Source organism: Acetoanaerobium noterae, from assembly GCF_900168025.1.
GTDB classification, from domain to species: Bacteria; Bacillota; Clostridia; order Peptostreptococcales; family Filifactoraceae; genus Acetoanaerobium; species Acetoanaerobium noterae.
On the sequence record NZ_FUYN01000001.1, the window covers coordinates 579,411 to 604,621 of the forward strand.

A 25,211-nucleotide genomic window follows, 5' to 3' on the forward strand; every position below is an offset into this window, starting at 1 on the left:
TTATGACATTAGCTTACAGATATTGTTCGTAAATTCTACAGGATCTGTTATGCTTAGCCCCTCAATTAATAGAGCTTGATTGTAAAGAAGATTTGTATACATTTTAAGTTTTTCTTTATCATTTTCAAAAGCTGCTTTTAAGCTTTCGAATATTTCGTGATTTATATTTAATTCTAATACCTTTTCAGCCTTTGCTCCTTCAGCATTTGGCATAGCGCTTAAGATTTTTTCCATCTCAATGCTTAGCTCTCCATCAGCAGATAGACAAACTGGATGATTTTTTAATCTTACAGACGGTCTAACATCAGTAACTTTTCCTTCTAGAGCTTCTTTCATAAATGTAAATAGGTCTTTATTTTCTTCTTTTATTTCCTCTGTTTTTTTGTTTTCTTCTTCCATATCTATTCCTAAATCCTTGCTAGATACAGACCTAAACTCTTTTTCTTTATATGACATTAGCATTTTGATTGCAAATTCATCAACCTCATCTGTAAAGTAAAGAATTTCATAGCCTTTATCAGTTAGAAGCTCAGTCTGAGGAAGCTTATCAAGTCTATCGTTTGATTCTCCTGCTGCGTAGTAGATGTATTTTTGATCTTCTTTCATACGCTCTACATACTCATCAAGAGTAACCATCTTCTTTTCAGTAGAAGAGTAGAACATAAGCAAATCTTGAAGTACTTCTTTTTCCATTCCATAGTTGCTGTAGATTCCATATTTTAATTGTCTTCCAAAGTTTTTGAAAAACTCTTCATAGTTTTCTCTGTCATTTTTAAGTAGGCTAAGTAGCTCACTTTTTACTTTATCTTTGATTTTCTTAGCTATTAGCTTAAGCTGTCTATCATGCTGTAAAAGCTCTCTAGAGATATTTAGAGATAAATCCTCTGAATCCACCATGCCTTTTACAAAGCTGAAATAATCTGGAAGCAGGTCAGAGCATTTGTTCATTATCATTACTCCACTAGAATACAGCTCCAAGCCTTTTTCATATTCCTTGGTGTAAAAATCAAATGGCATTTTTTCTGGGATATATAGTATAGCATTATATCTTACAGCTCCATCAGCACTGATATGAACGTACTTTAGAGGCTTATCAAATCCATAATGCTTTTCTGAGTAAAAGTTTTCGTAGTCTTCTTTAGTAAGCTCACTTTTATTTTTTCTCCATAGTGGCACCATGCTGTTTAGAGTCTCTTCTTCTACTACCTCTTCAAATTCTTCTTCACTGCCTTCTTTTAGCTTGCTTGTTTTCATATCCATTTTTATAGGATATCTCACAAAATCAGAATATTTCTTAACAATAGAGCGAAGTCTATATTCATTAAGATAGTCGTCATAGCTCTCATCTTCTGTATTTGGCTTGATCTGAAGAATAATTTCAGTTCCTACTTCAGCCTTATCAGCGTCTTCTATAGTGTAGCCTTCTGCTCCAGTTGATTCCCATTTGTAGCCCTTTTCTTCACCTAGAGCTTTACTAATTACAGTTACTTTGTCAGCAACCATAAACGCAGAGTAAAATCCTACTCCAAACTGGCCTATAATATCAAATCCATCTTTAATTTCATTCTCTTTTTTAAATGCAAATGAGCCACTTTTTGCTATTACTCCAAGGTTTTCCTCTAACTCATCTTTTGTCATACCAATTCCAGTATCACTTATTTTTAGGATTCTATTATCCTTATCAGCTTCGATTTTGATAAAATAGTCATCCTTTGAAAAACTGATGTTATCATCAGTAAGAGCTTTGTAGTATATCTTGTCTATAGCATCGCTAGAATTTGAAATTAACTCTCTTAAAAATATTTCTTTGTGGGTGTAAATAGAATTAATCATCAAATCAAGCAGACGTTTGGATTCCGCTTTAAATTCCTTTTTTGCCATTCATATAACTCCCTTTCATATGATATTTATATTTAAGATTTTTCGTTATAGTTAGCACTCACTTAATTCGAGTGCTAACTATAATTTACCAAAAAAAATAGATTTGTCAATAACTTAGTTCAAAAAAACAAAACCCGTTTATTAAATAAAACGGATTTTGAAATTTATTATTTGATTTATAGGATATTTCCTTCAGTAGTAATAGTAACTTCGTTATATGGTACAATTTTTTCCGACTTAAGCATAGCTTGCTTTACAGCGTAGGTCATTCCGTTACAGCAAGGCACTTCCATTTTTACTACTGTAATGCTTTTTAAATCGTTAGACTTAAATATCTCAGTTAGCTTTTCTATATAAAATTCATTGTCATCTAGCTTTGGGCAGCCTATAAGAACTACTCTATCTTTGATAAACTCTTCATGGAATTTAGAATAAGCATAAGCTGTGCAGTCGGCCGCTACTAAAAGATGTGCGTCCTTTAGGCATCCTGCTTTAGTATTCATTAGTTTAATCTGAACTGGCCAAGTTTTCAGCTGAGAGTCTCCACTTCCATGAACATTTGCAAACATCGGAGGCATATCGGCTAGGAATAAAGGCTTTTTCTCTTTTTCCTTTTCTTTTTGCTCTTTGATTTCAGCCATTCTCTTTTCTACTAGCTCTTTATTAAATGGCATAGCCTCTTTGTCCTCAAGCTTAATAGCTCCAGTAGGACATTCTGGCAAGCAGTCTCCTAGTCCATCGCAGTATTCATCTGAAATAAGCTTTGCTTTGCCATCTATCATCACTATTGCACCTTCATGGCAAGCATCTACGCATAGTCCGCATCCATTACATTTTTCTTCATCTATAGTTATTATCTTTCTAATCATAATATCCTCCTAATGGTTTTCGCTTTGAATTTCATACTCTATAAATCATATTCTAATGAATAATTCTAATATTCGCGGTAACATAGGTTACACATTAAGAGGATATTTTTTTACATGAATAACACAAGGCTGACAGCCATAACTGCCATCCCTCCGATTAATCCATATATAGAAAGGTGATGCTCTCCATACTCTCTAGCTGAAGGCAATAGCTCGTCAAATGAAATAAATACCATAATTCCAGCTACAGCTGCAAACAAAATACCAAAGGTCACATCATTAAAAAATGGTCTAAGAATCGTATAGCCAACTATAGCTCCTACTGGCTCTGAAAGCCCTGATAAAAAAGAATACATAAATGCTTTTTTCTTACTTCCAGTAGCAAAATAAATCGGCACTGACACAGCTATTCCTTCTGGAATATTGTGAATAGCTACTGCTATTGCAATTGCTATACCAAGTGAAGGATCATGGAGTGCTGATGCAAAGGTAGCAAGTCCTTCTGGAAAGTTGTGTATAGTGATTGCAAGTGCAGTGAATACACCCATTCTCATAAGCTTTTGCTTATCCTTTTCATCATATTCCTCTGCTTGTAATTCTCTGCTTGCGTTTATCTTTTCGCTTTTATCCTTGTTAGCTATTTTTTGACAATACTCTCTTACATCTTCAGGTTCATTTTGAATTTGCATATCCTCTACATTTCTAACCTCATGGGGATTTTCATGAGAAGGTATCATTTTATCTATTAGAGCTATAACTGCCATCCCACCAAAAAAACCTGCAATAGTAGTCCAGCTTCCATTTTTTTCTCCAAGAGCAGCTATGAGAGAATCCTGAGCCTTAAAAAATATTTCAATCATAGATACATAAATCATAACTCCAGCTGAAAAACCAAGTGATATAGATAAGAACTTCTTGCTAGTTGTCTTTGCAAAAAAAGCAATAGCACTTCCTATCCCAGTGGATAATCCAGCAAAAACTGTAAGTCCAAATGCTAATAAAACGTTATCCATAGATTCTTTCCTCTCTTATGTCATTTTATCTTCCTCTGTATAGTATAGGAGCTGCTCCAAAAAGCACCTCTGTACTAAATGATGTTTTTTCCATGAGCATAAGCTCATCTGCAATGTGATTCATATTTCTCATATCAGTAGGCTCCATTACATTTTCAAGCTCTACCCCTGTTTTTCTTTTAAAATACATATAGTGCTTCCAAAGTCTATTTTTGATTTTCTCTAAGCTAGAAGGCTGCCTTAATATCATCATTACTTCGTGTCTTAAGGTTTCAGCTGACTCTTTATCAAATCCTTTTGGAAGCTCGGCTAGCCTTTTTCCTATTTCTCTAGCAGTTTTTTCATCAATTTCCTGACACAAAAACTTGACTATATGCCAGAACTGAAACAAATCATCCTTACTATTTATATCTACTTCCTTTGCCCAAGCAAAAGCATAGAGTCTTCTCTTCCAGTCCCATCTTCTAACTGGACTTTGAAGGTCATTTGCAGGTATAAGGAAAAAGTCTCTGTCAAGTAGCATAGCTCCAAAAACTCCTGGTGGTTTTCCCATGCGGTTGTTTTTGAGTGTAGTTCTATATACTCCACATGATGGACTGCCTTCCATATATACAAAAGCAAAAACATTTGCTCTTTCAAGAGCTTCTATACTGGCATTGCAGCCTTTTATGAGCATATCAGTAACATCTTTGCCTTCCCTATTTTTAATTTTTGAATTTCCCTCTAGCACAGCTCTTCCACTTTCTCCTATAACTCTGATGGGACTTCTAGGAATTCCCATTCCAGATAAACTCTCTGGACACACAGGATGCCAAATAAATGAAGTCTGATCTCTTCCAAAAAGCTCTGACATATTCCAGCCTTTTTTATTATATCTCACCTTGCACCCATACATACAAGCACTTATTCCTAAATTTATTTTTTCTTTTAGAACTGTATCCATAAACTAATCCCCTCTCATACCAAACTCTAAGCCATTAATACCCAAACCTAGCTGAATTAATATAAAAAGTAAAAAAAAGCTCGAAAAGAGCTTTTTAGTTTTAAAATATGTAATTAGAATCTAGCTTTTCCTAGTTCTTCGTCTAAAAATTTTTGGATTCCTAAAAGTTTTTTATGTATAGAGCATTTATCAGCTGCATCTCTAGTACAATTTGTTTTATTTGCAAGACATCTATTTAAGTAAATATCGCCTTCGATAGCCTCTATTACTTCCTTATAAGATATTTCACCAGGCTCCTTTGTCAGAGCATAGCCCCCTGAGACTCCTCTATAAGCTTTTGTTATACCTGCCGCGTTTAGTTTTCTAAGAATTTTAAGCGCAAATCTAAGGGGTACATCCTGTTCTTTTGCAATTATTGACGCACCTACTCTGCTCTCTTCTTGATTTGCCAAGTATTGTACTATCCTAAGCGCATAATCTGACTCTTGTGTTATCTTCATACAAAACTACCCCAATCTATGCATAAATATGCATTTAAATTCATTCCTATATAACAAAATATTACAACCTAAAACTAATTCTGTCAAATACTTAGGATGTAAAATTTATACTAATTTGATAAATTTTTTAAACCTTAATTAAGTTATTGAAATTTTTGCAAAATAAATACCCAAGTCGCCTTGAGTATTTACATGCTTTAATTACTTTTTAAATATTCCAAATGGCTTTCCAAGTGGAAGGAAAACTCTTCCAAAATGGTTGTTTGCTAAATGTGCTATAGCTCCATAGAAAGCAAGTAATGAAATAATAAGCTCTGAATAAGCTGCTAGTAAATGCATTTCATGCTCCATTATTCCAAGAACTGAGCAGAACAGACCTAGGAAAAGTAAGTCGATAAAACACATAACAATGAATAAGTGCTTGTTTGTTTCAGCAGCTACAAGTGTAGCTCCCATACTAAATATAAAGTATCCTATAAATGCGACTCCTAGCTGACGAACATCTGCTTTTGCTGCCATAGCTTCTCCAAACACTCCGTTTTGAATCATCCAAGTCATAGCTACTCCTAGCCAGAAAAACCCGTAAGCTCCAAAAACTGTAGTTCCGAAAATGTTGTTCTTTTGAGCATCTTTAAATGAAGCAAAAAGCTGTGCGCAGGCTCCTAAGAAAATAGCCCATGGTATTACAAGAGCAGTTCCTTCAGTTAATCCTAGCTTTTGTGATGCTGCTACTAGAGTTACCATTGCTAGACCAAACTGACCTAATGCCGTAGGATCTGCAGTAACTACTTTGTTTTCAATAATTTGATTGTTTTGCATACTTCCCTCCAATATGTAAAAAAATATATATTCCTACATAAGTTAACAGATTCACAAACAAAAGTCAATCAAATTTGTATAATATACAACCATAATTTTTATTATATATTAATCTTACTTATTCTGTAGCAGCAGGTCATTTTCTTTGATATATCCTTTTTTTCTCATGTACATAGAAATCGCATAGCTAAGTACAGCTGGAAGTAAAAAATGAAGTAAGGCTATTCCTATAAACGCTTCATTTCCCATAACTGAATATGTTGAAAACTGACCTACTAGTCCACTGGTTCCCATACCTGCTCCAACGCTATCAGCTTTCATTTTGAAAACTGTAGTTGAAATAGGTCCTAGTAGCGCACTTGCTAATGTAGGCGGTATCCAAATAAGAGGATTTTTTATTATATTAGGTATCTGAAGCATCGATGTCCCTAATCCCTGAGAAATTAACCCACCTACTTTGTTTTCTTTATAAGACATAACTGCAAAACCAATCATCTGGCAGCAACAGCCAGTAAGCGCAGCCCCCGCTGCCAAGCCTTCTAATCCTAACGCAATAGACAGTGCCGCTGAGCTTATCGGAAGAGTTAGAATCATACCCATAAATACTGCAAGTACTATTCCCATAGGTATAGGCTGAAGCTCGGTTGCTCTATTTAGCAAAGACCCTATCGCCTTCATCATCATAGCTACAAAAGGTGCTATAAATATCCCTGCCAAGCTCCCTACTATAATAGTTATAGCTGGTACTAGCACTATGTCAACTTTTGTTTTTCCTGTAATTCTTTTTCCTATTTCTGCTCCTATAAGAGCTGCTACAAATGCCCCCATAGGCTCACCTATTCCTATAGTCGCGACTCCCTCTACGAACTTTACAGTGCCTGCTCCCATTGCTCCAGTTACAAGTGAAGCAAAAATCACAAGAGGCCCTGCACCTATGGCATGAGCTACTGCTGCTCCAATAGCTGGTCCCATCATAAACTGTGCAGTTCTACCGAATAAAGATAGCTGCTCTATAGAGCTTAAATCTCCTATTTGTTTGAGTATAAGTCCAATAATAAGCGATGAAAACAATCCTAGAGCCATTCCGTTGAGGGTTTTAATCAAATAATTTTTCACACTATACACCTCTTTTCATATGTAAAACACCTGTCTTGTCAGCTACTAAACAAGTATACTATTTTATTGCTCTGCAATCAAGTATCCTTTTTCATCTAGCTCTTTTAAGATGTCTGTCATATCATCTTTTTTATTTACTTCTATAGTGTGAAAATGAACTCCATCAGTTATTGCCGACAATGGCTTTGAGTTTCCAGTTGAGAGCTTTGCAATAAAATTTTTAAGCTCCTTTCTAGATGAAATACCTAAATCAACTCTAATATCGCCGTATATATCATGCTCTATAATTACATCTAATATCTTTCCGCCATTATCAATAATTATTTTTAGCTCTTCCTCTAAATCTTCCAAGGTATCATGCTTTGACGCAATTACCTTTCTATAGCCTTCTTCATTTATTTTTGAAATGATATAGCCCTGAGGGGTAGCAAGTATTGGAATACCTTTAGCCCTTAGTATTGCAATATCTTGAACTATTACTTGTCTGCTAACTTTAAATTCCTTAGCTAGCTCTGAGCCACTTAAATAAATGTCGCTATCTACTAATCTTTTTTCTATCTCCAGTCTTCTTTTTGTTGCTTCCATTTTTATCATCTCCTGCAGTTAAACTTATTCGGAATATATCTTTAATTTTGATTTCAATTATATCACAATTTGCACTTTTAACTATCCAAGCTATTCTATATTAGTATTTTTATAGTATAATGAAGGCTACGATGAAACCTACATTGTTTTTGATTTTATTCACCATTCATTTTATTTTTAAAGGAGTAGTAATTATGTTAAAAAAATATATTATAATAACTTCAGTTATATTTTCTTGTTTGTTTGGACTAAATCCTAGCTATGCACAGTCTCCAATCGTAGATGTAAATTTTAAAGTCAATGATATTTACGAGGATGAGGAAAGTGTAATAATTCAAGCTATAGTTTACAACCTAGGCAATACAAATATAAATGGGTTTAATGATATCGATGTAGTTTTGAAAAGTATGAATGATGAGCTAATTGCTCAAGGAACTTTTGAGATAGATGATTTAAAAGCTATAAGCTTTGAACCAGGAGAATCTTTTTTCTTTACTGGTGCTATGAACAAAACAGCTCCTGTCACTTATCCCTATAAATATGTAGCAGAATCTAGTGTCAATTGGAACAATATAACAGAGCTTTCAGATGATATCAAACTTTATATCAATAGCGAGCAAATAGTTTTGGAACAAAAACCTGTAATAATAAACAATAGAATGTTAGTTCCTATTTCAACAATAGCTTCGAATTTTGATTATGAAGTAAACTGGAATCAAGCAGAAAAATCTGTTACCTTGGCACGCGGCCCAAAATCAGTAAAGCTTACAATAAATAGTGCTGTTGCAAGTGTTGATAGCGAGAATGTAAGTATAGATACAGCTCCTATAATATTAAATAATAGAACTATGGTTCCTATTTCATTTATAGTGGATGCCTTTGGCGCAGATTATGCCTGGGGTGCTCAAACAAAAATTTTATCCATTTATTATTAAATACATTATAATTAGAGTATAATTTATTTTTTTATAACTAGGAGGAGTTTATGACCTATAACAGACTGATACCTGAAATCACTGTAACATCTATTAAAGAAAGCCTTTCTTTTTACTGTGATGTTTTAGGCTTTGAAAAAACTTACGAAGGCGAGGATAAGGATTTTTCTTTTATTTCATTTTATGGCTCTCAGCTTTTACTTCAAGAAAATTCTAATGAAGCATGGAAGAAATATGAGCTAGAATATCCTTTTGGAAGAGGCGTTAACTTTTCTATAGAAACTGATGACATCGATAAACTAGTTTCTAATTTGGAAAAAGCTAATATCAGCTTGCTTTGTCCTTTAGAAGAACGCTGGTATAAAAAAGACGATATGGAGCATGGAGAAAAGCACTTTATAGTTATGGATCCCGATGGCTATATATTAAGATTTATGCAAGATTTAGGTCAAAAAACTATCTAAATCTAGACTAATAAACAATAAAAAACCAAGATGTGATGGAATCAAAAAGAACCGTCCCTCTTGGTTTTTTTGTACTATAGGTTACATTTTAAAGTTATGCTTCTCTTAAAATATTCAAGTCTTCTCCTGCCATTATTTTGTTCATTGTTCTCATCGCGCACATTTTTCCGCACATTGTACAAGTATCTTCATTTTCAGGCATTGATTCCTTGCGATATCTTCTTGCTTTTTCTTCATCCATAGATAGCTTGAACATGGTTTCCCAGTCTATATCAGCTCTAGCCTTACTCATTTTGTTATCCCATTCTCTTGCTTTTGGAATTTTTTTAGCTATATCAGCAGCATGAGCAGCTATTCTTGATGCTATTATTCCTTCCTTCATGTCTTCTAGGTTAGGAAGTCTAAGATGCTCTGCTGGAGTAACATAGCATAGAAAATCCGCTCCATAGGTAGCTGCTATTGCTCCACCTATTGCTGAAGTGATATGGTCATATCCAGGGGCTACATCAGTAACTATAGGTCCAAGTACATAAAATGGTGCATTGTGGCAAAGTCTTTTTTGAAGTAGCATATTTGCTTGAATCTCATCTATAGCCATATGACCTGGTCCTTCGATTATAATCTGTACGTTTTTCTCCCAAGCACGCTTAGTAAGCTCTCCTAGTGTGATTAATTCTTTTATCTGGCAAGCATCAGATGCATCATTTATACTTCCTGGTCTAAGAGCATCACCTAGGCTAAGGGTTACATCATACTCGGCGCATATATCTAGTAGCTCATCATAGTATTCAAAAAATGGGTTTTCTGCATTGTTTAGCTGCATCCATGCATACATTAAAGAGCCCCCTCTAGATACTATGTTAGTAAGTCTTTTATTTCTTTTGAAAACCTCAGCTGTTTCTTTGTTTATGCCTGCATGGATAGTCATAAAATCTACGCCATCGATTGCATGCTTTCTTACTACATCCAGAAACTCTTTTGCTGTGATATCCTTAAGCTCTTTGTCATAAAATCCAACAGCATCATATATAGGCACAGTTCCTATCATAGCAGATGACATTTCAACTAGTCTTTTTCTAAATTCTTCTGTTTTTCCAAATGAGCTAAGGTCCATGATGGCTTCAGCTTTCATCTCTATAGCTTTTTTTACTTTTTCTAGCTCTGGTTCAATGTCTGGGCAGTCCTTTGATATACCTAAATTCACATTAATTTTTGTACTTAGCCCTTGACCTACTCCTTTAGGACTTAGGCTTTTATGATTTTTATTTGCAGGGATTGCTATACTTCCATTTGCAACTCTTTCCATAAGTACATTGATATCCATGTATTCTTCTTTTGCTACTATTTCCATTTCTTTAGTTACAATGCCTTTTCTTGCTGCATCCATTTGAGTTGAATAATTCATAATAGTAATCTCCTTTTTATTTTTTAAATTTTTAATAGATTATCAACTGATTGTCTTAAATTTTTTGTAGCATTTAGGCAGTCTGCTTGCCCTAATATTGCTGATACTACACAAATACCATCTAGTCCAAGATTGTTTAGCTTTGAAATGTTTTCCTGATTTATTCCGCCTATCCCAAGCACTGGAATATTAATTTTACTGCATATATCAGAAATATCTAAAAGTCCAAGCTCACTAGCATCAGCTTTAGTTGAGGTTGGAAAAATTGCTCCCACTCCTATATAATCAGCTTCACTCTCTATTGCTTTTGTAGCTTGACTTAAGGTCTTTGCAGAAACTCCTAAAATTTTATCTTTTCCTATAAGTTTTCTAACAAGCTGAGCATCTAAATCATCTTGTCCCACATGTACTCCCTCAGCATCTAGGGCTAGAGCTATATCTACTCTGTCGTTGATAATGAGAGGAATATTATGACTTCTAGTGATTTCTTTTAGCTTTAATCCTATTTGATAAAATTCTCTGCTAGATGCTGTTTTTTCTCTTAGCTGAACTACAGTCACACCGCCTTTTATGGCTTCTTCAACACTATGAAATAAGTCTTTCCCTGAAAGGCAAAGTCTATCTGTAACTAAATATAGTGAGTAGTCAGTTTTTTTTCTAAGCTCTGATTTTTTCATTTTCCAAAGCCTCCATATACAGATTAATTTTATTGGCATCCATAGTATGTACGTAGTCAAATAATCTAGTTCTAAAGGTTCCTATTCCTTCGTTGTTCTTAAGACTGCATTCTGCTAGTTCTCCAGCTATTCCTATTACTGTAAGAGCTGAAGCTGCAGCCAAAAATGGCTCTACTCCTGATGCACAAAAACTTCCTGTTAATGAGCTAGCCATGCATCCTGTTCCTGTGACTTGCTTCATCATTTTGGTTCCATTTTTTAATCTTAGCTCTCTAACCTCATCTATTACGATATCTACAGCTCCAGTTATAGCTACTGTGCAAGGTTTAAATCCAATGAGTTCTTTTGCACAGGATATAGCTACATCTGATTCACTAGATGAGTCTACTCCTTTTGTATTTCCTGTAAGTCCGGACATTGCCATTATTTCTGAAGCATTTCCTCTTATCACTGAAATATTTAATTCTTCAAATAATCTTTGCGCCCACATAGTTCTATAACTTGTGGCTCCTGCTCCTACAGGGTCTAATACTATAGGTATTCCAATTTTATTTGCTTCTTTTCCTGCAATTAGCATAGACTCTACTGTTCTAGCATTTAGGGTTCCTATGTTTAGCACTAGAGCTTTTGCTAAGTTTACCATTTCCTTTACTTCATTTTCATCATCAGCCATAACTGGGGATGCTCCTATAGCTAGGGTGATATTGGCACAGTCATTTATAGTTACACTATTTGTAATATGATGCACTAGCGGACTAATATCTCTAAGTTTATGAAGCGAACTTATAACTTTATCTTTCATCATAAATCTCCTTTCTTACTAACTTTTAGCTTTTTGCTATCTAATAAGTCTGTACAAGTGGTTTGTGGGACCATTTCCACTTCCTATATCCAAACTATTTCTTATAGCTCCTGTGATGTATTCCTTTGCATCAAATACTGCTTGCTCTACAGATAATCCAAGAGCTAGATTAGATGCTATAGCAGATGAAAGAGTACATCCTGTACCATGGGTATTATTTGTATTAATTTTTGGAGCATCATACCATCTGAATTTATCTTCATAGGCCAGTAAATCTGCCGCATCATCCACTAGATGCCCTCCTTTAATAAGTACAGCCGAGGATGTTAGTTTCCTAAATGCATGAACTGACTTTTCCATATCATCTTTTGATTTTATTTCTAAGCCATCTAATATAGCAGACGCCTCATGAAGATTTGGTGTAATTACATCAGCTAGAGGTAAAAGTTCTTGAATCAGAGCTTCTTTTGCATCCTTTTCAAGTAAATCAAATCCAGTAGTAGATATCATGACAGGATCTAAGACAATATTTTTAAACTTATAGCGCTTTATTAGCTCTGCTACTGTGAGAATTATTTCAGCATTTGACAGCATCCCTATTTTTACTGCATCTATGTCTATATCCTCTGCCACTGCTTCTATTTGTTTTCTTACTGAGAGAGATGAGAGAGTCTCTATATGGCTTACTCCTAAAGTGTTTTGAGCAGTTACGGCGGTTATTATGCTCATGCCATATACCTTATGAGCACAGAAGGTTTTTAAGTCAGCTTGGATTCCTGCTCCACCAGAAGAATCAGAGCCAGCAATAGTCAGAACCTTCTTCATGCACTATGCCTCCCATCGTCTTTAGTCAATTTATAAGCAAATGCAGACTTAAGTACTGCTATTGCTATTATGCTTCCACCGATAGTGCTTAGCATAAAAGGAACTACAAAGAAAAATGCTCCTACTTCTTTTCCAAGAATGAATTTTGCCATAGGAAAAGCAACTAGACCTCCTATGATTCCTGTTCCAATTATTTCTCCCAAAGCAGAAAGCGAAATTTTGTTAAACTTTTTATACATATACGAGGCCAGTATGGCTCCAAATATACTTCCTGGAAATGCAAGTATAGAGCCTGTTCCAAGTATATTTCTAAGCAGTGATATCAAAAATGAGTTTAATACAGCGTAATAAGGTCCAAGCAGTACAGCTGAAATAACATTAATCGTGTGCTGAATAGGGAAACATTTAGCTACCCCTACTGGAATATAAATTACATGTCCTACCATAGTTCCTATGGCTACCAATAATGATGCAAATACCATTTTTTGAATCTTCATCCTACTTCCTCCTAATATAATTTTTTGAAAATAAAAAGAGCATAAACCCAATCTAGGATTTATGCCCAATATAAATAAACGGCCTAACTTCCCTACGCTGGCATTATCCAGATCAGGTTAAAGGGTCAAAGAACACATCTTTATCTCAGCCGATTTAATCGGCACCCCTAGTCTAATTTATTAAATTATTTCTTGCTCTTGTGACTCAGTTTACAACTAAAGATTTAAAAAATCAAGTCTATTTTATATTTATTTTAGTGTTATGTATGATATAAGTAATTTTAATGTGTTTTCAAATGCGGAGTAATGAGTTCTTTCCATTCCATGAGATGCATGTACTCCTGGTCCAATTAAAGCACCTTTTATGTTATAGCCTGCAGTAAGCGCTGCCCTAACATCAGAGCCATAGAAAGGATAAATATCCACAGCATATGAAAGCTTGTTTTCTTTTGCAAGATTAATCAAGGTAGTTGTCATATTGTAATCATATGGTCCACCAGAATCCTTTGCACAAATAGATACATCATACTCTGTACAGGTTAAGTCCTCGCCTATGCATCCCATATCAACTGCTATAAGCTCAGTTATATCTTCAGGGATATTCGATGAGCCATGCCCTACTTCTTCGTAAACTGAAAAAACAATTCTCAAATCATATTCAGGAGTTATATTGTTATCCTTAAGATATTTCATCAGTCCAAAAAGACAAGCAACGCTTCCTTTGTCATCTATAAATCTAGACTTGATAAAACCACTAGGCGTAATAGTAGTTTTAGGCTCTATAAATATAAAATCTCCTGGCATTATGCCTAGGTTTTCTACATCTTCTTTTGTCTTAACACATTCATCTATGCGAATAGCCATGTTTTCAGTATCTCTAGGCTTGCTGCTTGCATCCTTGAACACATGAACTGCTGGACTAGTGCTTAAAAATGTTCCTGTGTAAAGCTTTCCATCTCGAGTTTTTATTTGGCAGTATTCACCATCTAGTGTCGGTACTATCGGTCCTCCAACTAAAGTAAATTTAAGCTGACCATCTGATGTTATGGATCTTACCATAGCTCCTAATGTATCTACATGAGAAGAAAGCCCTATTACTCTGTCCTTTGATTTCCCTGCTATGCTTATAAATCCACAGCCTTTTTGGTTCACTGTCATTTCATATCCTAGCTCTTTTACCCAAGATTTCATTTCTTCAATTATTTCGTGACAAAATCCACTTGGACTATGAAACTCCATTAGGCTCTTTGCTGTGTTAAGAATATATTCTTTGTCGATATTATGAAAGTTCATATTTCCTCCTTAGTATATGTTTTTTCCCATTGTAATAATTGTAACAAATAATAATATACATAGAAAGAAATATTATAAATAAAAATAATTTTTTATATTAGCTTTTATATAGGATTACGTTAAGCCATTTTTCGTTTTCTCTACCTGCTCTTTTGTCTGATGTAATCCAGATTTCTTCAATTTTAAAAGGTGTTTTGGTATCTATTATATCCTTTACTAAGCTTTGAGTGTAAGAAGTAAACACTCTTCCATCCTCTACTTTTTCAGAATCACCATATTTAAGGGATATATATACATGACCTTCTGGCTTAAGTGCTTCATAAAATTTTAGCAAGACCTTTACAAAGGCTTTTCTAGTTAAATGTATAAGAGATGAACAGGCCCAAATGGCGTTAAAATCTTCATTATAATTTAGCTCTGTGAATTTCATATTTATAACTGATTTTCCTATAAAGCTACTTGCTCTTTGGGTCAATTTTTTACATCCATCAAAGCTAGTTACATCATAACCTTTTTCTAGGAAATGCTTGCTATCTCTTCCAGCGCCACATCCTGCATCTAATATATTATCTCCAGCTTTAAGATATACTTCAAATCTTTCATATACATCAGACATATCTATAAACAGAGTTTCGTCGGCATATGCATCTCCATTTTTTTCATAAAAAGTAATAGCTGCTTTTTCTTCCTTCCATGATCTATATGCATCAATATCTGCGGAAATTTGCTTAAATAAAAATCCAAAAATAACTACATCATCTACAAATCCACCTGGAATTAAATCTGGCAAAATATCAATTGGCGTTATAAAATATATAAGGCCTACAACTAATATCATAAGCGAACCCATAGGAATCTGCTTGTATTCTCCAGAAATCCAGTCCTTTAATAGTGAAAATACTATTTGAAGCTTGCTCCAAATTTCATCTATAGGTCCAATTCTATTTGCCTTAGCCTTATTCATAGCTTCTTCAAGTAGCTTTGATACCTTATTTTTATCTTTCAAAATTTCCATAGCTTTAGTCTCATTTTTTTTGTAGAAAAGCGATTTAAATTTAGTTATGATAGTCTCTACCATATTATTACTTATTCTCAATTCATCTCATCTCCATTTTTAATTAATTAATCTTATACAAAAACTCTCTCATATTCTGATATAATAATTATTATACTACAAATAAGTAGTTGATTATTGAAAATTATTTTACAAAAAAAGAACTCCATCCATTAAGGCAACTAAAGATTGCCAGTGAGTCTCTAAAACCTTGCTTATCCACAATAAAAATCTATTAAATTGGAGGTATTATAATATGTATGCAGCATTCGAAGGACATAGTCCTGTAATTGATAATAAATGTTTTGTAGCTGATGGCTGTCAGGTCATTGGAAATGTAGAAATGTTAGAATACAGTAGCATTTGGTTTAACTCTGTAGCTAGAGCCGATGTAAATAAAATTTTGATTGGCAGATATTCTAATGTTCAAGATGGAAGTGTACTTCACTGTGATGATGACTATCCACTAATTATTGGCGATTATGTGACTGTAGGCCATAAAGCTATTCTTCACGGCTGTACTATAGAAGACCATGTTCTAGTAGGCATGGGAGCTACTATACTAAACGGAGCGGTAATCGGAAGAGGAAGCATTATAGGTGCTGGAGCAGTAGTTAAGGAAAATATGGTAGTGCCACCATTTTCTATGCTTGCAGGTGTCCCTGCAAAAATTCTTAAACAACTTCCTGAGGATACTACTGCGCTCCATAACCATGCTGTAAAGTATAAAACTCTATGGGCTAAAAGATATGCAATTTTGCCTGAAGATGATGGTGAAAGCTTCGAGGATTAATATATTGTAACTATAACGTATGAATAAGATATTTATAATTATCCTTTTTCAAACTATATTTAATTTAATAGCCATAATTCATACAAAAAAAGGTAGTACATATGCACTACCTTTTTTGTATTCAACTAAAATCCACTATATTCTAATGTCCACATCCATCGCCTTCATGCATATGGTCATGGCATACACTTCCTGTTGATTTTAGTTCACCACTTAAATATGCATTTATTGTATTTTCAAGTTCTCCCTGAGCTCCTATTATTACTTCAATGTTTTTTTCATTGAATATCTCAATAGCTCCTCCTCCCATTCCACCAGAAATTATTACATTAACTCCTTGCTCATGTAAAAATACTGGAAGGAATCCTGGTCTATGACCTGGGTTTTTAACTTTTTCAGAGCTTACTACTTCTTTGCCATCCACTTCATAAATATGAAAGTGCTCACAGTGTCCAAAATGTTGTGTTACCATACCTCTGTCACTTGCAATTGCTATTTTCATAATCTTCCTCCTAAAAATGTTTTTATTTTAATATTTTTGATAAACGCTTACTGTAGCTATCTAAACCACTTACCTCTGAAGCCAAAGCTGTCATAGGTAATATATCAGCTCTAGATATATCCTTTATGTCAAATCTTCTATTAAGAGCCATGAGCTGTTTTACTCCTGTACTTACTCTTTCTAAATATGAGTAGACTCCTATAGCCCCTGCTGGAAGACTCACAGCATCCTCATATATAGTTTTGAGTTGCTTAATGTCTTCAAAAATCTCTTCTTTAGTATTTCCAAATCGCTGTATGTCTGGGAAGATTTTGCCATTATCAATAGCATTTCCCACATGTTTTCCTGATATTGCAGCCGCCATGGCAGCTCTTCCTATAGCTACAAAGTTAATATATGGAGCTCCAAGGGACAGAGCTTTATATACTTGATCTTCCATAGCTATACCACCAGTAATTGCAACTTGAACTTTATTATAGCCTTCACTATAGATTTTTTCTAAAAGTGCATATACTATGCATTCTAGCTCTACTGTTGGGATTCCCCACTCATTCATCATTTTAACTGGACTATTTCCAGTTCCGCCGCCAGCTCCATCAAATGTAACCAGGTCAACTTCACACTTAGAGGCTATCTTTAATATTCTAAGTAAATCCTCAGGGTCAAATGGGCCTGTTTTAAAGCAAATTCTCTTTGCTCCTTTTTCTCTAAGCTCTGCAATTCTTTTTTCAAAATGGTCTTCATCCCAAACAGGTAATTTACCAATTCTTTCAAAAACTTGGCCAATTCCTGCTTTATAAGCTTCTGCAATTTTTGAATCACTAGGATCAGGGTAAACCACATAGCCCATTTTTTGAAATTTAAGAGCATCGTTTATATCTTTAATTCTGCCCATTCCTTGTATGCCTTTTGCTGCTTGTCCAAACTTTATTTCTACAGATTCCACTCCTAATTTTTCTATGGCATAATCTAAAACTCCTAGATACTCATCATCCATATTGGCTTGAAGTATAATATCTCCATAACCATGATAATAATTTCTAAATGTATCTACCATTTCTTTGATTAAGGGAGAATTTACAACTTTATTATGGTCTAGCTCAAGAGCTTTATCTTTAGCTACTACGTCCTCCCCTATAACTACAGGAACTCCAAACACTGCCGCTCCAGCATAGTAATCCTGCCAGTTTAACTTAGCAATCGCGGGTAATATATAGGGCCCTTTTACAGGTATAGGATTTTTTATGCCAAATGTAGTCTTTATTTCTGCTTTAGGATAGGTTACTTCATAAGGATCCATACTCTCGCCTTTTGCTTGAAAAACTCTTCCATTGATATTAAAATGAGAAAAATCAAGTGAGTATTCTTTTTCTGATGCAAATTGATTTATGTCTGTAGCATATGGATAAATTGCTTCTGAGCCTCTCACTGCTGATAGTCCTATTTCACATGGGCCTACGCAATTTGCAGTACATACACAGCACATGCCTGAGCTAAGTGATAGATTCTCTGGTGTCCTCATTTTAGTGTTTGATAAAGTACTTCCTAAAGAGATACGTTTAGACATTTTTAGCACCATCCTCACATTTTATAAAATTTAATATATTAGCTATAATATTTTTTACTGCTTTTCCAGAAACTGTATCTTCATCTATTATGCTTTTGCCTTCATTTATAGCTTTTACAGCCTTGCTATCAAAAGGAATATTTCCTACAAAAGGTATATTTTTCTGTATGCAATATTCTTCTATTTCCTCTGCTTTTTTTATATTGGTGTTATATTTATTGATACAAACAGCAACTTTAGTTTTGAAATGATTTGCTGTTTCTATTATTCTTTTCATATCACTAATTCCTGAAATAGAAGGCTCTGAAACTATAAGAACAAAATCTACTCCTGTAATAGATGCTATTACTGGGCATCCTATGCCAGGAGAACCATCAATAATAACTATCTCATCAGTGACTAGATTATCTCTTAATCCTTTTTTGACCTCAGATACTAACATTCCAGATGTTCCGCTGCCCATCTTTAGCTCTGCTGTAGAAAAAACAGCATCTGACTTATATAGCATAAGCTCTCCAGCTACATCTTTTTTCATAGTGATGGCATTTACCGGGCAGACATATTCACAAAGACTACAGCCTTCACATGCAAAAGGATTTACTTTGTAATCTGATTCATTTTCTATGGCATCAAATCTGCATTTTTCCATGCAAAACCCACAACTGATACATTTTTCAGAATCAATTACAGCTTTATCCATACCATAATAATTTGAACTTATTTTATTTGTGTTTTGATGCATAAGCAAATGCAAATTAGGAGCATCCACATCGCAGTCAGCATAACCTTTTGCATTTGAAAGCTTAATAAATGCTGTAGCTACTGTAGTTTTACCTGTTCCACCTTTACCGCTAAGAATTAATAATTGCTTCATTTTGAGCCTCCTTAGTGATATCAGTTAACAGCTTTACAAATAAGTCATGATAACGCCTGTTTTCTTTAGAAACTATTTTCCCATCAGAGTTGAGTTTTCCAAGCTCAACATCAAATGGAATTTCGCTTAATATTTTTATTTTATTATTTTCGCAAAATTCCTTTGAGGGATTGAATCCATCTTGAGCTTTATTTAGAACAACACCAAAAGGTTTTTTAAATAATCTTACTAAATCATAAACCATCTTTAGATTATGACTACCAAACAATGTAGGTTCAGCTACTAGTAGGCAGTAATCAGCATCTTTTATGCTTTCCATAACTATGCAGGCACTGCCTGGTGGACAATCTACAATAGTAACTTGCTCATTTATATTTTCATTTTCTATCATAGCTTTTATTATAGGAACTCCTGAAGCTTCTCCCGTGTTTAATATACCTGACACAACTGTAACATCTTCTAGATTACCTTTTTCTATTTTCCCTATCGATTTATTAATTTCAGATATCGCACTTTCAGGGCAAATTTCCATACATCCTCCACAAGAGTGGCAAACTTCACTAAATACTTTTACTTTGTTATTTATGTAAGCTAAAGCGTTAAATTTACAAAAATCTACACATTTCCTGCATCCATTGCAAAGGTAGTCATTCACATATGGAATTTTTACCGATACATCTTCTTTAGTCAAGTTATCGGGTTTGAAAAAAAGATGGCCATTTGGTTCTTCTACATCACAATCTAAATAAAGAGCCTTTTTCGCAGTGTAAGCTAAGTTTACAGAAACTAAAGTTTTACCAGTACCACCCTTACCGCTAAGGACTGCAATTTTGAGCCTACTTTCCATGATTATGCATTCCTTCATGAATTTCAGTCAGTTCATTAAGCTTTCCAGCTTCATAAGCTTCTAAATTGGATTTTATGGAGTCCCCTTGAGTTTTGTACATTTTAATATTCGCTCCATTAATCACATCCGCAGCATTTCCTCCGCATCTTGGAGTAAGTAGTACATCAATTTTTCTATCAACTAAGCTTTGAGCCGCTTTTATTCCAGCTCCTCCTGGGCTAGATGCAGCTTCATTGTCAAAAAACTCAGCTTCTTTTGAGTCAGTATCATATATCATATAATATGGAGTTCTTCCAAACGATATGCAAACCTTTGACTCTATGTTCTTTTCATCTACTGGTATAGCTATTTTCATGCTTTCATCTCCTATTATTTCTTTATTGGCATATGCCTTTTATATTTTTGATTATACTCTTATAATTTTTGATGTCAATAAAAGTTTTTAGCATATGCTATTTAATCTTTATAGAATAGCTTTATGATTCTTGATATAATCTGAAAATCAATTTTTTTAAAGCAAGCATTATTTTTTTGCAAAAAATAAAAAACTAAGAATCACGTATAAGCTGATTCTTAGTTTCAAAATAAATTATTTAATTATAAATTACTAAATTCAAAATCATCCTCAAAAACTAGAGCTGTGTCAGGCGCCTTTTTGTGTTTCAAAATGCGCAGAACTTTTTCTTTCTTCTTTAAACTCTATCCATAAATCTCTAGCTGAATTCATAGTTATTCTAGGAACATTTCTTTCTGCAAATAACTCAGCATACCATCTTTTTGCATCTTCATAATCATTAAGTCTTCTGCTTAGCTCTGCAAGAGTATAAAGCATAAAATATCTTTTGTAGCCTATAGCTTCAAAATCTTCGTTGATATAGCACTTTTTATAGTTGTCATAACTCTGCTTAAGATAGTTCATTTCACCTTCAATATTTCCTTGCTCTCTGTAAAGCCAAGCTATTTTCAAAGACAATCCTGCTTTTACATAATATGGCTCTTCTATTAGTTGGGCGATGTATAGTCCTAGTTTTAGGGTTCTCAGTCCATCCTCATGTGTTCTTTCACCTGTAAGTCTAGTAAAATCCTTTATATTTAGAAGGTACTGAATAATCTTTTCCGTTTTCTGTATAGTCAGCCTCTTGTTTGCATTCTCTCCAAATGCATATCCACAGTGTGGGCAGATATTTATTTCATAGTGGTAAGGATTTACCCCTTTGTATATTTTATGATTATCAGATTCTACCTTTTCTACTCTTAATTTAGAACTGAGGGGTTTTTTAGTTGTAAAATTTGACTTGCAATTTGGACAAGCATATTTTTTATCGTATAGTAAAATCATTTTACATCCCTCCTAACTAAAACTATACACCCAGAAATTATCTTAGTCAATAGTACTATGTTAAATTAGGCATAAAAATAAATTTATGGGTCTAAAGGGACTAATTACCTATCACGATTATTTGACAACCTCTGACATCAAGCTAGTGTAAAAAGCAATTATATCTTCTTTAGTTTCAAAGCTTCCCTGTACCTTATCTTTTGAACCTCCGCCTTTTCCATTATAGGTTTTTATATTTGATTTAAAAAACTGTCCTAGATTTATGGCATCATTTTTTGTAACAGCAGTAATCTTATTATCAATCGTAGTTGCAAGAATAACTGTATTTGATTTTTCAAGCAAAATAGACTCTATATGAGCTAGTGTAGGAAAATCTATATCGTCAAAAATAAGAGCTATCGTTTCATCGGCCTTTATATTAAGTGAAATATTTTTTGCAAGATCTTTTCTTATTATATCACTTTGCTTCTTTAACGCAGATATATCTTCTCTTTGCTTTTGTACCTTCGTCAAAATCATTGATTCTTCTGCTGAAAGTTCCTTTTTTAATGATTTAATAATATCGTTTTTTTCTCTATAATCGTTTAGGGCTCTATATCCACATAGGAAAGAAATCCTAGTCATTCCCTTATACGATTCTGCTTTTATTATTTTAATTATACCCACTTCTCCTAGATTTCTTACATGAGTTCCACAGCATGCACAGCAATCAGCTTCACCCATAGATACTACTCTTATATCTTCCTCAGCAGTTATTTCTTTTCTTATTGGGTATGCTTTTAAGCCTTCTGTGTCTGTAACTATCTGGTCTACTTTTTGATTTTCAAAAATATATCTATTGGTTTCCTTTTCTGCCTCAGTCAGCATCTCTTCTGTCATATCTTTTATATTGATATCTATAGTTACAAATTGCTCTCCAATATGAAAGCCCTTGTTAGCTCCACCAAATAATTTTAGAATGACTCCAGAAAGAGCATGTTCTCCAGAGTGTTGCTGCATAAAATCAAATCGCCTGTGAAAATCTATCTTGCAATTAACTTTTGAACTTTTAGGAAGCTCATTTACATAATGATACACAATCCCATCTTTTTCTTTTACATCAAAAACTGGTATTTCTTCTATTTCTCCTCTATCGCTGGGTTGTCCCCCACCTTCTGGATAAAATAATGTTTCATCAAGTACAATTTTATAAAAATCTTTATCCTTAAGTATAGCTACTATATTAGAACTTGCCTCTATCATGTATGGATTAAAATAATATAGTTTATTTGTAGGATTAAGGGTAGCTATATCTACTTCAAAAAAGTCATTTAATTCATTATTCATTTTATCTCTCCTAGATTAAAATATTTCAAGCACTACTGGACAATGGTCAGAGCCAAGAATATCCATATGAATCTCAGCATTTTTTAGCTCGTTTTTCAGTTTGTTTGATACACAGAAATAGTCAATTCTCCAGCCTGCATTATTCTCTCTGGCGTTGAATCTATATGACCACCACGTATACATTTCAGTAGCATCTGGATAGAAAAATCTAAACGAATCAATAAACCCACTATCTAATAGATTAGTGAATTTCCCTCTTTCTTCATCGCTAAATCCAGGATTTTTCCTATTTGATTTAGGATTTTTAAGGTCTATCTCATTGTGAGCTACATTTAAATCTCCACAAACTATAACAGGCTTCTTCTCGTCTAACTCGTTTAAATAATTTCTAAAATCATCTTCCCACTGCATTCTGTATTCAAGTCTAGCTAATTTTGGCTGAGCATTTGGGGTATATACATTAACAAGATAGAAGTTATCATATTCCAAAGTAATTACTCTACCTTCTGTATCGTGATGCTCTATATCTATTCCATAAGCAACAGAAATTGGTTTTATTTTAGTGAATACTGCTGTTCCTGAGTAGCCTTTTTTTTCTGCATAATTCCAATACTGCTCATAATCATTAAGCATCAAATCTATTTGGCCTTCTTGAAGCTTAGTTTCCTGTATGCAAAAAATATCTGCATCTACTTCGTCAAAATACTCTAAAAAGCCTTTTTTGACGCAGGCCCTTATTCCATTCACATTCCAAGATACCAACTTCATATTTAACTCTCCTTTTATATAAATTATTTTCTTAATTATATCATAAAATATCAATCGAACTAAGGCTAACTAAAACAAAGTAAAAAGTTATAGACATTAAATATATTCTCTGACTTTTACTGTATTAAAAGGGTATTATTGAATACTAGGAGGTGTATTATGACAGAAGAAATAAACAACCTACTAAATTCCGGAAAACACATAAGCGCATTTATTGAATGTATGAAAAGTCGCACTGAAGAAGATGTTATTTCAGCAAAAAAAATCCTAAAGGAAATAAAAAGCTACTCAAAGTTAAGTGATGATTATAAATCCTATAACATAAAAATCAAAAGCATTAATGAAGAAAAGCAATTCGCATATAGTGTTTCTCGCAAATATAAGAACTTTTTAAATCAAATTGAAAATAACGTGGATTTAACCAATAAAACTATAGGCTATCTTGAAAATACTGATGGATATCTGTTTAACTATTTTTCAAATTCTGGGCATAATTCTGTTGGCTATACCCTAGATGAAACTAATTGGAGCAGAGCAGTTTTTAGCAATTTTCCTGTATATAAAAGAGAATATATGAAAGCTCCTCTTCCAAAGCTTTGTATAGGAAATGAGTTTAATCATAATATAGACTTATTTATTTGGATAGTAAATGACTATAAAGCAGAAAAGTTATTTTTAGAATCTATATTAGCCGACGATACTATAGCTATTTATAATTTTTCTGATTCTGTATATGATAACCAATTATCTACACATATTCCATATGGAAAAACTTCAGTTCTTGACGGACTTGAGGTTTTAAAAAGCAAAAGCTTAATATTTAGAGTAGATATAGATAAATGCAGAGATAATAACGGGTTTATGTACTCAAGTAAAGGTCATTATTTTGTTGAAACTATAAAGCAATATATCAGTAATCCTAACATCACTTATAGAGAGTCTTACTTAAAATACTATTACGAGAAGTTCACCCCATCAAATAGACGAGATAATTATTTATGGTCTTTTGATGCTGATTGTTTTCCCATGGACCATGGCTGGCTGTATGATCCTTGGAGAAAGCCGGCCAATCCACCTCTTAGATTAGCTAGATTCGAAACTAGAAAGGGAGGTAATCACAATTTCGGTCCTAATACGGAGGAATTTGGAGAAGCTGAATTTAAAAGACTTGTAAGTGTCTATGAATCTTTAAAATTAAATGGATATAACCCAGACCTGTATGTAGATGGGTATATTACAGGATATCTTCTTGTTAGAAAAAACGACTATAGGTATGTAATAAGTGAAGGTCAACACAGAATAGCTGCACTTGCTGCACTTGGATATGATAAAATCATCTGTAGATTTGACCTAAAGCCTTGGACAAATGAGGTAGTTTTTTATAACCAAGCTCCAAAATGGCCTCAAGTTGAAGCTGGTATTTTTAGTTCAAAGCTAGCTAAACTTTGCTTTGAGCATTTTTTTAAGGATAACAATACAAATCTTTGTGCATTTTTAAATAGTAAAAACTAATGATA

The 25,211-nt window shown here is 33.8% G+C and carries 27 protein-coding genes and 1 riboswitch; of the genes, 4 read left to right on the forward strand and 23 right to left on the reverse strand.

The annotated features are described in order from the left end of the window. From htpG to B5X47_RS02960, 8 genes are all read right to left on the reverse strand, one after another. Positions 1–1,881, reverse strand: a complete 1,881-nt coding sequence (gene htpG / locus B5X47_RS02925) for a molecular chaperone HtpG (RefSeq protein ID WP_079588713.1) — start codon at positions 1,879–1,881, stop codon at positions 1–3. A 176-nt stretch (positions 1,882–2,057) separates the two neighbouring features. After that, positions 2,058–2,750 (reverse strand): ATP-binding protein, encoded by a 693-nt coding sequence (locus B5X47_RS02930; RefSeq protein WP_079588714.1) that lies wholly within the window; start codon positions 2,748–2,750, stop codon positions 2,058–2,060. Between the two features lie 110 nt (positions 2,751–2,860). Next, complete coding sequence (gene zupT / locus B5X47_RS02935; RefSeq protein WP_013362209.1) at positions 2,861–3,763, reverse strand: zinc transporter ZupT; 903 nt, start codon at positions 3,761–3,763, stop codon at positions 2,861–2,863. Between the two features lie 25 nt (positions 3,764–3,788). After that, complete coding sequence (locus B5X47_RS02940; protein ID WP_079588715.1) at positions 3,789–4,706, reverse strand: 2-thiouracil desulfurase family protein; 918 nt, start codon at positions 4,704–4,706, stop codon at positions 3,789–3,791. Positions 4,707–4,819: 113 nt separating this feature from the next. Continuing rightward, the gene (locus tag B5X47_RS02945) at positions 4,820–5,206 is read right to left on the reverse strand and encodes an RrF2 family transcriptional regulator (protein ID WP_079588716.1); all 387 of its coding nucleotides are present in this window, start codon (positions 5,204–5,206) and stop codon (positions 4,820–4,822) included. Between the two features lie 201 nt (positions 5,207–5,407). Continuing rightward, entirely contained in the window at positions 5,408–6,025 is a 618-nt protein-coding gene (locus tag B5X47_RS02950; RefSeq protein ID WP_013362212.1) for an acetate uptake transporter, read from the reverse strand. Positions 6,026–6,139: 114 nt separating this feature from the next. Continuing rightward, complete coding sequence (locus tag B5X47_RS02955; protein WP_079588717.1) at positions 6,140–7,141, reverse strand: PTS sugar transporter subunit IIC; 1,002 nt, start codon at positions 7,139–7,141, stop codon at positions 6,140–6,142. A gap of 63 nt (positions 7,142–7,204) precedes the next feature. Further along, positions 7,205–7,726 (reverse strand): transcription repressor NadR, encoded by a 522-nt coding sequence (locus B5X47_RS02960; RefSeq protein ID WP_079588718.1) that lies wholly within the window; start codon positions 7,724–7,726, stop codon positions 7,205–7,207. Positions 7,727–7,920: 194 nt separating this feature from the next. Between B5X47_RS02960 and B5X47_RS02965 the strand changes: the two genes are divergently transcribed. Beyond that, entirely contained in the window at positions 7,921–8,661 is a 741-nt protein-coding gene (locus B5X47_RS02965; protein ID WP_159446378.1) for a stalk domain-containing protein, read from the forward strand. 50 nt (positions 8,662–8,711) lie between these two features. Further along, a complete protein-coding gene (locus B5X47_RS02970; protein WP_013362217.1) occupies positions 8,712–9,125 on the forward strand; it encodes a bleomycin resistance protein in 414 nt (137 codons plus the stop codon). A gap of 94 nt (positions 9,126–9,219) precedes the next feature. Here the strand turns inward: B5X47_RS02970 and thiC are convergent, their stop codons facing one another. From thiC to B5X47_RS03005, 7 genes are all read right to left on the reverse strand, one after another. Then, positions 9,220–10,530, reverse strand: a complete 1,311-nt coding sequence (gene thiC, locus B5X47_RS02975; RefSeq protein WP_079588720.1) for a phosphomethylpyrimidine synthase ThiC — start codon at positions 10,528–10,530, stop codon at positions 9,220–9,222. 23 nt (positions 10,531–10,553) lie between these two features. After that, the gene (gene thiE / locus B5X47_RS02980) at positions 10,554–11,207 is read right to left on the reverse strand and encodes a thiamine phosphate synthase (RefSeq protein ID WP_079588721.1); all 654 of its coding nucleotides are present in this window, start codon (positions 11,205–11,207) and stop codon (positions 10,554–10,556) included. After that, positions 11,188–12,009 (reverse strand): hydroxyethylthiazole kinase, encoded by an 822-nt coding sequence (gene thiM / locus B5X47_RS02985; protein WP_079588722.1) that lies wholly within the window; start codon positions 12,007–12,009, stop codon positions 11,188–11,190. Before thiM ends, thiE begins: the two co-directional genes overlap by 20 nt. A gap of 36 nt (positions 12,010–12,045) precedes the next feature. Further along, positions 12,046–12,834 carry a bifunctional hydroxymethylpyrimidine kinase/phosphomethylpyrimidine kinase gene (gene thiD / locus B5X47_RS02990; RefSeq protein ID WP_079588723.1) on the reverse strand — a complete coding sequence of 263 codons (789 nt, stop codon included), beginning with the start codon at positions 12,832–12,834 and terminating at the stop codon, positions 12,046–12,048. Next, positions 12,831–13,331: an energy coupling factor transporter S component ThiW gene (gene thiW / locus B5X47_RS02995; RefSeq protein WP_079588724.1), complete on the reverse strand. Its 501-nt coding sequence runs from the start codon at positions 13,329–13,331 to the stop codon at positions 12,831–12,833. Before thiW ends, thiD begins: the two co-directional genes overlap by 4 nt. Before the next feature lie 72 nt (positions 13,332–13,403). Beyond that, a riboswitch (TPP riboswitch) is annotated at positions 13,404–13,510 on the reverse strand. Positions 13,511–13,580: 70 nt separating this feature from the next. Then, the gene (locus tag B5X47_RS03000; RefSeq protein ID WP_079588725.1) at positions 13,581–14,624 is read right to left on the reverse strand and encodes a M42 family metallopeptidase; all 1,044 of its coding nucleotides are present in this window, start codon (positions 14,622–14,624) and stop codon (positions 13,581–13,583) included. 97 nt (positions 14,625–14,721) lie between these two features. Continuing rightward, positions 14,722–15,720 (reverse strand): methyltransferase domain-containing protein, encoded by a 999-nt coding sequence (locus B5X47_RS03005; RefSeq protein ID WP_079588726.1) that lies wholly within the window; start codon positions 15,718–15,720, stop codon positions 14,722–14,724. Positions 15,721–15,934: 214 nt separating this feature from the next. Here B5X47_RS03005 and B5X47_RS03010 point away from each other — a divergent pair, with 214 nt between their 5' ends. Next, positions 15,935–16,471: a gamma carbonic anhydrase family protein gene (locus tag B5X47_RS03010; protein WP_079588727.1), complete on the forward strand. Its 537-nt coding sequence runs from the start codon at positions 15,935–15,937 to the stop codon at positions 16,469–16,471. A 142-nt stretch (positions 16,472–16,613) separates the two neighbouring features. Here the strand turns inward: B5X47_RS03010 and B5X47_RS03015 are convergent, their stop codons facing one another. The 8 genes from B5X47_RS03015 to B5X47_RS03050 all read right to left on the reverse strand — a co-directional run bounded on the left by B5X47_RS03015 (position 16,614) and on the right by B5X47_RS03050 (position 23,694). Then, the gene (locus tag B5X47_RS03015; RefSeq protein WP_200805069.1) at positions 16,614–16,973 is read right to left on the reverse strand and encodes a NifB/NifX family molybdenum-iron cluster-binding protein; all 360 of its coding nucleotides are present in this window, start codon (positions 16,971–16,973) and stop codon (positions 16,614–16,616) included. A 22-nt stretch (positions 16,974–16,995) separates the two neighbouring features. Next, positions 16,996–18,540, reverse strand: a complete 1,545-nt coding sequence (locus B5X47_RS03020) for a glutamate synthase-related protein (protein WP_079588729.1) — start codon at positions 18,538–18,540, stop codon at positions 16,996–16,998. After that, positions 18,533–19,414 (reverse strand): ATP-binding protein, encoded by an 882-nt coding sequence (locus B5X47_RS03025; RefSeq protein ID WP_079588730.1) that lies wholly within the window; start codon positions 19,412–19,414, stop codon positions 18,533–18,535. Before B5X47_RS03025 ends, B5X47_RS03020 begins: the two co-directional genes overlap by 8 nt. Next, a complete protein-coding gene (locus B5X47_RS03030) occupies positions 19,392–20,279 on the reverse strand; it encodes a nucleotide-binding protein (protein ID WP_242950989.1) in 888 nt (295 codons plus the stop codon). The genes B5X47_RS03025 and B5X47_RS03030 overlap by 23 nt, the downstream gene beginning before the upstream one ends. Beyond that, positions 20,251–20,616: a NifB/NifX family molybdenum-iron cluster-binding protein gene (locus B5X47_RS03035; RefSeq protein ID WP_079588732.1), complete on the reverse strand. Its 366-nt coding sequence runs from the start codon at positions 20,614–20,616 to the stop codon at positions 20,251–20,253. The genes B5X47_RS03030 and B5X47_RS03035 overlap by 29 nt, the downstream gene beginning before the upstream one ends. Positions 20,617–20,904: 288 nt before the next feature. Continuing rightward, positions 20,905–21,600, reverse strand: a complete 696-nt coding sequence (locus B5X47_RS03040; protein ID WP_079588733.1) for a DUF2225 domain-containing protein — start codon at positions 21,598–21,600, stop codon at positions 20,905–20,907. Between the two features lie 117 nt (positions 21,601–21,717). Then, the gene (locus tag B5X47_RS03045; protein WP_079588734.1) at positions 21,718–22,926 is read right to left on the reverse strand and encodes an alanyl-tRNA editing protein; all 1,209 of its coding nucleotides are present in this window, start codon (positions 22,924–22,926) and stop codon (positions 21,718–21,720) included. Between the two features lie 15 nt (positions 22,927–22,941). Next, a complete protein-coding gene (locus B5X47_RS03050) occupies positions 22,942–23,694 on the reverse strand; it encodes an exodeoxyribonuclease III (protein ID WP_079588735.1) in 753 nt (250 codons plus the stop codon). A gap of 159 nt (positions 23,695–23,853) precedes the next feature. Here B5X47_RS03050 and B5X47_RS03055 point away from each other — a divergent pair, with 159 nt between their 5' ends. Continuing rightward, positions 23,854–25,206 carry a ParB N-terminal domain-containing protein gene (locus B5X47_RS03055; protein ID WP_079588736.1) on the forward strand — a complete coding sequence of 451 codons (1,353 nt, stop codon included), beginning with the start codon at positions 23,854–23,856 and terminating at the stop codon, positions 25,204–25,206. The last annotated feature ends 5 nt before the right edge of the window (positions 25,207–25,211 follow it).